This window comes from Micromonospora phytophila, from assembly GCF_023656545.1.
GTDB lineage: Bacteria > Actinomycetota > Actinomycetes > Mycobacteriales > Micromonosporaceae > Micromonospora > Micromonospora phytophila.
The window spans coordinates 1-10,820 of the sequence record NZ_JAMOKF010000191.1 but is presented as its reverse complement, the minus strand read 5'-3'; the positions used below and the strand labels follow the sequence as shown (position 1 = coordinate 10,820).

The window sequence follows — 10,820 nt, the reverse complement described above, 5'->3', positions numbered from 1 at the left end:
AGGTCCACCAGGGCCTGCGGGTTGCCGCCGGCGACCGTGGCGAGCGCCGCGGCCACCGGCGGGCAGGGCTGCTCGGGCGCCCGGTCGGCCAGGACGGCACAGCTGTCGCGCTCGTCGAGGGGACGGAGCCGGTAGGTGGGTATCCCGCCGGCCGTGGCGCTCGTCGTCCCGGTGAGGAGGATGACGATCGGCAGCTGACGCAGGCGCCGGGCCACGAAGGCCAGGGCCTCGGCGGTCTGCTGGTCGCCCAGGTCGACGTCGTCCATGGTGCAGAGCAGCGGGCGCTCCCGGGCGGCGAGGGCGAGCAGGTCGAGCACGGCCATCGAGAGTGCCAGTCGGCGGTCGGCGGGACAGCCCGCTCCGGTCAGGGCGCGTCGCAGCAGGCGCGGTTGCCGGCCGGGCAGCGCCTCGGCCCGGTCGAGCACCGGATCGAGGAGTCGTTGCAGCCCCGCGTAGGGCAGTGCGGCCTCCTCCGCGAGGCCCGTGCCGGCGAGCAGGGTGAAGCCTTCGGCGTGCCGGTGCGCGTAGGTGGTCAGCGCGGTGCGGCCGGAGCCGGGCTCGCCCTGGAACAGCAGCGCCCGCCCGCCGCCCGCCGCGCCGTCGAGCAGCTGCCGGATCGCCCGGCACTCGTCATCGCGCCCCCGCAACTCGGTTATTTGCACTGACGATGCAGTGACCATATTTTGAGTGTCACCCATCGGTAACAAGTTGGAAAGAGGGCAGGTGACCTGGTGGACCGGATGACCTCGTTCGACGGGGTGGAGATCGCCTACCGCGAGTGGGGCCGCCGCGGCGGATCACCGCCGGTGGTGCTGCACCACGGCTTCGCCGTCGACGCGCACACCAACTTCGTCGCCCCCGGCGTGGTCGCCGCGCTGGTCGAGGCGCAGCGGTGGGTGGTCACGGTCGACGCTCGCGGCCACGGCGCGTCGCAGAAGCCCCGCGACCCCGGGCGGTACGGCGAGGCGACGATGGCCCGGGACCTGGGCCTACTGCTGGATCTCCTGGACGTCGACGCGGTCGACCTGGTCGGGTACTCGATGGGGGCGGTCGTCGCGGCGATCCTGGCCAGCCAGGACCACCGGGTGCGGCGGCTCGTGCTCAGCGGCGTCGGCGCCGCCATGGTGGAATTGGGCGGGCTCGACACCCGGGCGATGCCGCCGGCGGAGGTGGCCGCGGTGCTGCTCGCCGAGCACTCCGGCACCATCGCCGCGTCCCCCGCCCTCGCCTTCCGGCTGCTGGCCGACGCGGTGGGCGCCGACCGGCACGCCCTGGCCGCCCAGGTCACCGCGGTGCACACCGACCCGATCCCGCTGGGGCGCATCACCGCGCCGACGCTCGTGCTGCACGGCGTCGCCGACCACCTCGCGGCCCGCCCGCAGGTGCTGGCCGGCGCGATCCCCGGCGCGGTGCGCAGACCACTGCCCGGTGACCACCTGGGCGTCGTCCGGGATCCCGGTTTCGCGCCGGCGATCGTCGACTTCCTCGCCGGCTGACCCCTCAGCGCGCCGCCGGGTCGGCCAACAGGGCGGCGACCGTACGGGCCATCACGGCCCGCGCCTGGTCCACGCCCAGCCCCAGGCCGTCGCGCAGCATCGACCAGGCCGGCCACATGCTGGCCGCCACCAGGGCGTTCACCAGCTGCTCCCGGCCCGGACCGGCCTGGTCCAGCTCGGCCGCGAAGAGCTGCTCGACCTCGTTGCGGACCCGGGCGATGTGCTTGAGGCGGTTGCGGTGCAACTGCGCGGAGACCGGCTCACGCATCTGCGCGGCCCGGGCCGACGCGGCGATGAGCTGGAGCAGCCTGGCCCGCTGCCGGCAGAACGCGTCGACCCGCTTGGCCAGCGGCAGCGCCGGCGAGATCGGCCGGTAGGCGGCGTCCTGCTGCCGCAGCAGCTCCTCGCCGCTCGCCTCGAACAGCGTCTCCATGTCCTTGAAGTTGGTCCAGAGCGTACGCAGCGAGATGCCGGCCCGCTCGGCGATGCGCTCACCGGTCGGCCGGAGGTCACCCTCGGAGATGAGCGCGAGGTGGGCCTCCACGATCGCGGCTCGGGTGCGTTCGGCCCGGGCGGTCCGCCCGTCGACCCGGCCCGGTGCCTCAGCTCTGCCCATCCACGCCGCCCCCTCGCCGCCGCCACGTCCCCCGCGAGCGCACCGCCGAGTCTAGACGCGCGCCGGTCGCCCGGACCGGGGCTGGTGCCGGCGCGGTTCCCGGCGGGCCAGCCCCCGTCGGCGCCGGGGCGGTCGGCGAGCCGGGCGCGGGCGCAGAGCTGGGCCAGCGGGGTGTCCCGACTGAGCAGCTCGGCGGCCCGCCCGTGGAGCTAATTCTGCATTTGCGGTGCAAATATTAGGAGGTGGACGTGATGATGTCAACGGCGGTGACGATGGCCATGGCGCATCCCCGTTGAGGCCGTCGACGTGTAACCGCACTGCCGATGCATATATACCTCGTGCTCCGGGAGGGCGTTGTCATGCCAGAAGTCGTCATCGTCGCCGCCGCCCGGTCGCCGATCTGACGCGCTAACAAGGGTTCCCTGCGCGAGCTGCGCGCCGACGACCTGGCCGCCTCGATCGTGCGGGCCGGGCGCGGTCGCCGCGGCAGACCGCGGCGACCGCGTCCGGCCGGTGAGCAGGTGGCGCGGGAACGGGCGATCAGGAGGCCGTCGGCACACCGTTGGCCGGCGGTGTCGCCGGCGCGGCGGTGTACTCCTGCACCGGCCCGTCCCCCTCGTCGGTCTCGTACGTCGGACCGAAGTAGCTCTGCACTCCCCCGCTCACCCGGGTCAACCGCTGCCCGCCGTAGCCGGAGTGGTCGGTGGCCGAGAAGCGCAGTGGGGCCAGCCCGGGGCCCTGGTAGCCGCCCTTGACGACGGCGTCGAGCACCGATTCCCGGGTCAGGTCCTTGCCCGCGGCGAGGAGCACCTGCACGAAGAGATAGCCGACCGCCATGCCGTAGACGGTGTTGCCGTCGAAGGGGGCGTCCCCGTTGTGCTCCTTGTTGACCTTGGTGAAGAGCTGGATCCACGGGTTCGCGGTGTCGTTCTGCATCGGCAGGTAGTTGGCGCCGATCATCCCGTCCAGCAGCGGGGCGGCGGCGCCGAGCTGCTTGGCCAGGGTCGGATGGTCGGCGCCGACGTTGGAGACCAGCCACTGCGGCTTGAAGCCCAACCGGGCGGCGGTGCCGACGGCGAGCGCGGTGAAGCCGGGCACCGTGGCGAGGATGACGACCTGGCAGCCGGCGGCATTGAACGCACCGATCTGGGGGGCCACGTTGGTGTTGCTGGTGACGTAGGTCTGCCGGGCGACGACCGCCCCGGCACCGAGCACCCTCTCCACGCCGACGAGACTGTCCCGGCCGAAGTCGTCGTCCTGGCCGAGGAAGCAGACCTTCCGGCCGGGCAGGCTGGTCTTCACGTGGTTGGCGAGGATCTTGCCCTCCACGGTGTAGTCGGTGTTGAAGCCGAAGGTGCCCGGGTACTTGTCGGGCTGGTCCCAGCTCCGGCTGCCGGAGGCCACGAAGAGGTCGGGCACGCGGTTGGACTTGAGGAAGTCGAGCACGCCGCTGTGGGTCGGCGTACCGAGGCCGTTGAGGATGGCGAAGACCTTGTCCTGCAGGACCAGTTGGCGGACCACCTGCTGGGTGTTCGCCGGGTTGTACCCGTCGTCCATGATCTTGTAGGTGAGCTTCCGACCGTGCACGCCGCCGTTGGCGTTGACGTAGTCGAAGTACGCCTTGGTGGCCGGTGCGATCTTCGAGTAGCCGGCCGACGCGGGCCCGGTGAGCGGCATGTGGGTGCCGACCACGATCTGCGTGTCGGTGACGCCGGGCACCGGTGCACGGCTGCCGCCGCCGGACCCGTCGTCGCCGCAGGCGGCGGAGGTGGTGAGCAGGGTGATGGAGGTGGCGATCGCGAGACCGCATCGTGCGACGCGTTTCATGTGGGACACCGACCTTTCCTCGGTCCGGTACTGGTTGAACGGGTGGTGGGTGGGTGATCCGGCGGCCGGCGCGGCCCGGCTGCCACGGCCGGATCGGGCCGGCTCAGGACCGCCGGGCCGGTGACCGGGCGAGCAGGGCCCGGCCGAGCCGGGACAGCAGACCCTGCACCCCGCCGGGCGCGGCGATCATGACGACGACCAGCGTGCTCCCGAAGATCGCCAACGGCAGGTTGCCCTCCATCCGTTGGGCCACCGCGGGCGAGAGCGTGAGCAGGTCGGTCAGGGTGTGCGTCAGGTCGGGCAGGGCGACCAGCAGGACGGCCCCCCACGCCGCGCCGGCCAGGCTGCCGAGCCCGCCGATGACGACGGCCATGAGCAGGAAGAGCGAGAGCGTCAGCGAGAACGCCCCGGGTGACACGCTCTGCGCGAGCACCGCGAGCAGGGCGCCGCCGAGCCCGGCGGTGGCGGCGCTGACCACGAAGGCGAGGACCTGGGTACGCGCGACGTGGATGCCGGCGAGGCGGGCGGCGACCTCGTCGTCGCGTACCGCCCGGAACGTTCGGCCGAACCGGCTGCGGACCAGGTTGCCCAGCAGCAGCAGGGCGAGCAGGGTGGCCGAGCCGGTGACCCAGAGCTGCCAGCGCTCGTAGGGGAAGTACGGGCCGAGCGCCGCCGGGGGCGGCTCGACGGGGACCGAGAGCCCCTGCTCCCCGTTGAAGACGTCGTCGAAGGTGACCGCGAGCGCCGGTACGACGACCGCGACGGCCAGCGTGACACCGGCGAGGTACGGGCCACGCAACCGGGCCGCGGCCACGCCGACCACGGCGCCGACTCCGATGGTGGTCAGGACCGCCGCGCTCAGCGAGACCGGGAGCGTCCACCCCCCGGTGACGCCCCGGTCGGCGAAGGCGTTCTGGCAGAGAGCGACGGTGTAGGCGCCGGTGGCCATCAGCGCGCCGTGCCCCAGCGAGAGCTGCCCGTTGAGTCCGGTGAGGACGGTGAGCCCGGCGGTCGCGCAGAGGTAGGCGGCCACGGTGGCGAGCTGGAAGTTGCGAAACGGCTCCAGGCCGTAGCTGAGCGCCACCAGCAGCAGCGCGGCGGCGAGCGCGACGGCGAGGTGCCGCAGCAGGGTCGAGCCGCGGCGCCCCTGCCACGGACGGCTGCCGGCGTGGCTCGCCCGGGTCGTCGGCGGGGTCGCCGCGCGGGTGGCGCTCACACCCGCCTCGCCACGGCCGGGGCGAAGAGGCCGGCGGGACGGACCAGCAGCACCGCCAGCAGCAGGAGCAGCACCGCGAGGGCGGTGAGGTCGCTGCCGGCGTAACCGCTGACGTAGGAGAGCAGGAGACCGACCAGGAGACCACCGACGACGGCGCCGGGTGGGCTGTCCAACCCGCCGACGACGGCCCCGGTGAACGCCGCGACGAAGACCAGATCCATCGCGTGCGGGTGCAGGCCGAGTTCGGTGGGGATGACCAGCATGCCGGCGAGCGCACCGACGCCGGAGGCGAGCGCCCAGCCGAGGGTGAGCATGCCGCTGACGTTGACCCCGAGCAGGCGGGAGACCTCGGGGGCGAACGCCGCGGCGCGCATCCGCAGGCCGACCGGGGTGCGGGTGAAGGTCCAGGCCAGCGCGACGACCACCACCCCGACCGCCGCGAAGGCGAACAGGTCGTACGGGGAGAGGACGGCGAGCCCGCCGACGGTGAGCGCGGCCCGGGAGAGCGGCGCCTCGGCGGGCAGGAACTCGTTGCCGTAGACCATGCCGAGGACGGCCTGGATCAGCAGCACCAGGCCGAGCGCGACGATCACCGGGTTGAGCGGGGACGAGTGGTCGACGAACCGCATGACGGCCAGGTCGACGACCGCGCCGAGGAGCAGCCCGGCCACGAGCGCGGCCAGGAAGCCCAGCCAGTAGGAGCCGGTGGCCGCGGCGACGCTGTAGGCGAAGTACGCGGTGGCGACGGCCATCGCTCCCTGGGCGAAGTTGACGATGCGGGCGGCCCGCCAGATGAGCACCAGGGCCAGCGCGAACGCGGCGTAGACCGCACCCCTCGACAGACCGTCGAGGGTGAGGAAGACGAAGCGGTCCAACAGTCCTCCTTCCGGGGGACGAGGTGGTCAGAAACCGAGGTAGGCGTGGCGCAGGTCGTCGTCGTCGCGCAGCTCGGCGGCCGGGGTGGCGGTGACGACCCGCCCGAGGGCCATCACCACGCCCTGGTCGGCCACGGAGAGCGCGCTGCGCACGTTCTGTTCGACCAGCAGCACGGTCAGCCCGGTGCTGTCGCGCAGCTGACGCAGCAGGGCCATGATCTGGGCGACCACCCGCGGTGCCAGTCCGAGCGACGGTTCGTCGAGCAGCAGCAGGCGGGGCCGGCCGACCAGCGCCCGCCCGAGGGCGAGCATCTGCCGCTCGCCGCCGGAGAGCTGGTGCCCGAGGTGTCGCCGGCGCCGGGCCAGTGGCGTGAAGAGCTGGTAGACCTCGTCGAGGGCCCGGGCGGCGTCGGCCCGGTCGCGTCGCCACAGCCCGCCGAGGCGCAGGTTCTCGTCCACCGTGAGTTCCCCGACCACCCCGCGCCCTTCCGGCACGTGTGCCATGCCGCGTCGGACGAGCTGCTCCACCGGGATGCCGCGCAGGTCCTCGCCGGCCAGGGCGATCCGGCCGGCGGTGGGGCGGAGCATGCCGGAGAGCGTGCGCAGCAGGGTGGTCTTGCCGGCGCCGTTGGCCCCCACGACCGCCGCGATGGTGCCGCGCGGGACGGAGAGGTCGACCGCGTGCAGCACGGGCGCCGCTCCGTAGCCGGCCTCCAGCCCGCGTACCAGCAGCAGGTCGTCGCTGCTCATGCCGTGGCCTCGTCGACGGCGGAGCCGAGGTAGGCGTCGGTGACCGCCGGGTCGTCGCGGACCTCGTCGGGTGTGCCGGCGGCGATCACCCGACCGAAGTCGAGCACCACGATCTCGTCGCAGACCGACATGACCAGGTCCATGTGGTGCTCCACCAGCAGCACCGCGCAGGGGTCGGCCGCGCGCTGGGGTAGCTGCCGGATCAGCTCCGCCAGGTCGGCGATGTCCTCCGCGCCCAGGCCCCCGGCGGGCTCGTCGAGCAGCAGCAGCCGGGGTCGGGCGGCGAGCGCGCGAGCCAGGGCGACTCGCTGGCGTACGGCGAAGGGCAGCGTGCCCGGTGCGGCGTCGGCGTGTCCGGCGATCCCCAGGCCGTCGAGGATGTCGAGGGCGTGCTGGCGCAGGCGGCGCTCGTCGCGGTCGCTGCCGGGCAGGCCGAGAAGGGCCGCCAGGAAGCCGGCCCGCGCGGTGTGCGTGGCGCCGGTCATCACGTTCTCCAGCGCCGTGAGCCCGGCGAAGAGCCCGGTGCCCTGCAGGGTCCGGGCGATGCCGAGCCGGGTCAGCTGGTGTGGTCGCGGTCGCAGTGGGCGGCCGTCGAGGGTCAGCGAGCCCGACTCCGGCACGAGGAAGCCGCAGATGACGTTGAACAGGGTGGTCTTGCCGGCGCCGTTGGGGCCGATCACGCCCACCACGCTGCCGGCGGGCACCCGCAGCGAGACGTCGTCGAGGGCGGTGAGGCCGCCGAAGCGCACCCCGATGTGGTGCAGTGCGAGCCCTTGCTCCATCACGCATCCCTCGACTCGGGCGGGATATTTACACTGGCAGTGTACGATTATGGCTCGCCCCGTCAATACCTTCGACACCTCGTTGTTGCCAAGGTCCACACGTCGACCACCCAGCGGCCACCTTTGTGGGCCGCACGGGTGGTCAGGTCGGCGAGGTCGCAGCCGGCAGCCTGGCCGTGGCCGCCTCGCCGGGAGTTAATTTGCACTGAGGATGCGATATAGTTCCGCCGCCTCCGGCGCGGAAGCCCGCATCGGCGTGGCCGGGACCGACCACGCCGCCGACGACAGACCGGGTCGGGGCGACCACACCTGGTGGCCGCCCCGACGGGGGGTCAGTAGCTGGGGCAGGTGTTGCGGTACTCCTCGATGGAGAAGCCGCTCGGGCCCGGGCAGAGGAACGGCTCGTAGCGGGTGTCGTCGTCGACGAACCGCTTCAGCCAGGCCACCATCTGCTTGGCCGTGGGCGTGTTGACGCTCTGCGGGAAGAAGTGACTCGCCGAGTTCAACTCCAGGTACGCCTTCTCGGACGTGGCCGGGATGCTGTTGTAGAACGGCTCCGAGTGCGACGAGACCGGCGCGATGCTGTCGCTCTCACCGCCGATGATCAGAGTCGGCACCCGGACGTCCGACCAGGTCTTGTCCGAGTTCCAGGGCGCGAGCGGCACGGCGGCCTGGAGCGACGGCCGGGCCACGGCGGCTTCAAGGCTGCCGCCGCCACCCATCGAGTGACCGGAAACGGCGAGCCGGGTACCGTCGATCCGGGTCCGGACGGAGCTCCGTTCGACCAGGTAGTCCAGCGCGGCGAGCAGCTGCCGGCCGCGGCTGTCCGGCTGGTCGTAGCGGCTGTTGGTCTCGATGCCGATCACCACGAATCCGTGCGAGGCGATGCGCGGCCCCAGCCAGCTGATGCTGGACCAGGCGGCGGTGTAGCCGGGCGAGATGGCGACGGCGCCGAAGGTGCCCTCGCTGGTGCTGGTCGGGTAGTAGATGACCCCGCCGCCGAAGCCGGTCACGCTGAACGAGGAGACGCTCTGCTGGGCGATGGCGAAGGGGCCGCGGCTGGCCTCCAGGATCGCGCTGGTCGGGGCCGGGCCACGCTCGTACGGGCTCGCTGCGGCCTGCGCGCCGGTTGAGGCGACCAGGACACCTCCGGCGGCCAGGACGGCCGTCATGGCCAGCCCGGCCAGGGCTCGTGCGGCGGAACGGGGGCGGGTGGTGGTGGGTGATAGCACGTCGGGCACTCCCTGCCGAGTCGGATATATCGACGCCTGTCAGTTTCAGGCGTACTCGGCGAGCACCGCATCGGTGAAATCACCAGTCCGGAGGGGGCGGCAGCAGCCAACGGCGGAAGCCGGAGACGGCGCGGTGAGGTGTCACCACGGCACCCTTTTTCACCCGGAGGCGTTGACGAGAGCCCCTTTCGTTCACCCCAGCCCGCGGGCGGTGCGCCAGGCCCTCGTGACGGCGTCGGGTGTCGGCGCGTCCAGCACCGCGGCGAGGTGTCCGTCCGGACGGACCAGCGCGGCCCAGCCGGGCCGGGCGCGCAGGGCGGTGGTGGCGACTCCCTCGCGGTCGATCTCGTCCAGCCGGTAGATGGACAGCGGACCGCTGCCCGGATCGACCGGCACCGGCACGTCCACATTGTGGGTCAGCAGCACGAAGCCCCGGCCGAACAACTCGCGCAGCCGGCCGGCCCCGGGGGCGGTCACCGGACCGTCCGGGCAGAGCACCCCGGCGACCGGGGGGCGGGGCTGGGCGGCGCCACGCGGGAAGTCCGCCGGCGGGCTGCCGGTGCTCAGTGGCGAGTCGACGTACCAGAACGGTTCGGCGAGCTTGCCGGAGTCGACGGCGACCCGGGTGGCCGGGTCGGCGGCGGCGTCGAGGATCTCCCGGCGGCGCCGCCACTGGTCCTCGTCGCCGGGCACGAGGAAGCGCATGGTCTCCCCGGTGACCCGCAGGTTCTCCGCCGCGGCGGCGCGCCGCTCGGCGGTGTAGCTGTCGGCGAGGTGCGGCCCGGCCCAGCCGGCCCGCTCGTACGCGATCTTCCAGGCGGCGTTCTCCGCGTCCTGCACCCCGGAGTTGAGCCCGCGTGCCCCGAAGGGGCTCATCAGGTGTGCCGCGTCGCCGGCCAGGAGCACCCGGCCGACCCGGAAGGTGTCAGCGAGCCGCTGGTGGAACCGGTACACCGACAGCCACACGATCTCGTACGGGGTGTCCCCCGTGATCCGCCGGATCCGCTCGTCGAGCCGGCCGGAGGCACGGTCGGTCTCCGGGTCGTGGTCGTCGGGGACCTGCCAGTCGATGCGCCACACCGAATCCGGCTGCGGATGCACCAGCACCTGCCGGCCCGGGTTCCACTCCGGATCGAAATGGAACCGCCGCTCAGCGGGGAACGGCAGCTCCGCGCGGATGTCGGCGATGAGGAACCGGTCGCCGAACGAGCGGCCCGGAAAGCCCACGCCGAGCAGCCGCCGCACGGTGCTGCGCGACCCGTCGGCGCCGAGCAGGTGACTGCCCCGGACACACCGTCCACCGGCGGTCACCGTCACCCCGTGGGCGTCGGTGTCGACGGCGGTGACCTGGGCGTCGTACCGCAGCTCGACCAGGGGTTGCGCGGCGACGGCGGCGACCAGGTGGCGCTCGACGGCGGCCTGCCCGATGTTGATGAAGCCGGGGTACGCGCTGCGCCCCGGGTCGGGGAACGTCGTGGTGAAGAGTTCCCGGCCGCGGTGGTAGGTGCGCCCGACGTGCCAGGTGACCCCCTCGGCGAGCAGCGCGTCGGCCACCCCGACGCGGTGGTAGACGTCGAGGACGTCGCGCTGCACGCAGATCGACTTCGACCCCACCGGCTCGCGGGCCGGCGCCGCCTCGCACACCACCGTCGGTACGCCCCAGCGTGCCAGCAGCAGCGCCGCCACCAGCCCGACCGGCCCGCCACCGACGACCACCACCGGCTCGGTCATCGCTGGATCTCCTCTGTGGTGCGCTCGCGGCCCTCGCTGAGCTCGGTGCACCCGCTCACGACTGGAGCACCTCCCAGACCTCCCGGTCCCGCTCGGCGGTCCAGACGCGGGGCCAGTCGACGCCGTCCAGCTCGTCCCACAGCCGCTGCACGTTGAACGGCAGGCAGTGCTCGAAGATCGGCCACGACCCGTAGCGGGGGGCGAGGGCGGTGTGCGCGGCGTGGAACGCGTCGCGCAGCGTGCCGCCGGCGGCGTGCACCGCGCCGACCCGCCCGCGCAGCACGGTCAGGAAGCC

The 10,820-nt window shown here is 73.2% G+C and carries 11 protein-coding genes; 1 reads left to right on the top strand and 10 read right to left on the bottom strand.

Going from position 1 to position 10,820, the window contains the following annotated elements:
* Positions 1 to 647: ATP-binding protein (locus NCC78_RS20605; protein ID WP_250796362.1), on the bottom strand; the 647-nt coding region annotated here is incomplete at its 3' end.
* A gap of 93 nt (positions 648 to 740) precedes the next feature.
* Here NCC78_RS20605 and NCC78_RS20600 point away from each other — a divergent pair.
* Positions 741 to 1,496, top strand: a complete 756-nt coding sequence (locus NCC78_RS20600) for an alpha/beta fold hydrolase (RefSeq protein ID WP_250796364.1) — start codon at positions 741 to 743, stop codon at positions 1,494 to 1,496.
* A 4-nt stretch (positions 1,497 to 1,500) separates the two neighbouring features.
* Here the strand turns inward: NCC78_RS20600 and NCC78_RS20595 are convergent, their stop codons facing one another.
* The 9 genes from NCC78_RS20595 to NCC78_RS20555 all read right to left on the bottom strand — a co-directional run.
* Positions 1,501 to 2,112, bottom strand: a complete 612-nt coding sequence (locus tag NCC78_RS20595) for a TetR/AcrR family transcriptional regulator (protein ID WP_250796360.1) — start codon at positions 2,110 to 2,112, stop codon at positions 1,501 to 1,503.
* A gap of 540 nt (positions 2,113 to 2,652) precedes the next feature.
* Positions 2,653 to 3,939, bottom strand: coding sequence for an ABC transporter substrate-binding protein (locus tag NCC78_RS20590; RefSeq protein WP_250796359.1), 1,287 nt, complete (start codon positions 3,937 to 3,939; stop codon positions 2,653 to 2,655).
* 103 nt (positions 3,940 to 4,042) lie between these two features.
* Entirely contained in the window at positions 4,043 to 5,155 is a 1,113-nt protein-coding gene (locus NCC78_RS20585; protein ID WP_250796358.1) for a branched-chain amino acid ABC transporter permease, read from the bottom strand.
* Positions 5,152 to 6,030: a branched-chain amino acid ABC transporter permease gene (locus NCC78_RS20580; protein ID WP_250796357.1), complete on the bottom strand. Its 879-nt coding sequence runs from the start codon at positions 6,028 to 6,030 to the stop codon at positions 5,152 to 5,154. Before NCC78_RS20580 ends, NCC78_RS20585 begins: the two co-directional genes overlap by 4 nt.
* A 27-nt stretch (positions 6,031 to 6,057) precedes the next feature.
* Positions 6,058 to 6,780: an ABC transporter ATP-binding protein gene (locus NCC78_RS20575; RefSeq protein WP_250796355.1), complete on the bottom strand. Its 723-nt coding sequence runs from the start codon at positions 6,778 to 6,780 to the stop codon at positions 6,058 to 6,060.
* Entirely contained in the window at positions 6,777 to 7,562 is a 786-nt protein-coding gene (locus NCC78_RS20570) for an ABC transporter ATP-binding protein (protein ID WP_250796353.1), read from the bottom strand. The genes NCC78_RS20575 and NCC78_RS20570 overlap by 4 nt, the downstream gene beginning before the upstream one ends.
* 332 nt (positions 7,563 to 7,894) lie before the next feature.
* A complete protein-coding gene (locus NCC78_RS20565; protein ID WP_250796363.1) occupies positions 7,895 to 8,734 on the bottom strand; it encodes a poly(ethylene terephthalate) hydrolase family protein in 840 nt (279 codons plus the stop codon).
* Positions 8,735 to 8,986: 252 nt separating this feature from the next.
* Positions 8,987 to 10,576, bottom strand: coding sequence for an FAD-dependent monooxygenase (locus tag NCC78_RS20560; protein ID WP_284706333.1), 1,590 nt, complete (start codon positions 10,574 to 10,576; stop codon positions 8,987 to 8,989).
* 4 nt (positions 10,577 to 10,580) lie between these two features.
* On the bottom strand, positions 10,581 to 10,820 hold a 240-nt coding region (locus NCC78_RS20555), incomplete at its 5' end, for a hypothetical protein (protein WP_250796351.1).

What these genes read in the sequence shown, in the direction of transcription:
- NCC78_RS20600 (WP_250796364.1), top strand. Translation starts at nt 741, where the DNA reads ATGACCTCGTTCGACGGGGTGGAGATCGCCTACCGCGAGTGGGGCCGC.
- NCC78_RS20595 (WP_250796360.1), bottom strand. Translation starts at nt 2,112, where the DNA reads ATGGGCAGAGCTGAGGCACCGGGCCGGGTCGACGGGCGGACCGCCCGG.
- NCC78_RS20575 (WP_250796355.1), bottom strand. Translation starts at nt 6,780, where the DNA reads ATGAGCAGCGACGACCTGCTGCTGGTACGCGGGCTGGAGGCCGGCTAC.
- NCC78_RS20590 (WP_250796359.1), bottom strand. Translation starts at nt 3,939, where the DNA reads ATGAAACGCGTCGCACGATGCGGTCTCGCGATCGCCACCTCCATCACC.
- NCC78_RS20570 (WP_250796353.1), bottom strand. Translation starts at nt 7,562, where the DNA reads ATGGAGCAAGGGCTCGCACTGCACCACATCGGGGTGCGCTTCGGCGGC.
- NCC78_RS20565 (WP_250796363.1), bottom strand. Translation starts at nt 8,734, where the DNA reads ATGACGGCCGTCCTGGCCGCCGGAGGTGTCCTGGTCGCCTCAACCGGC.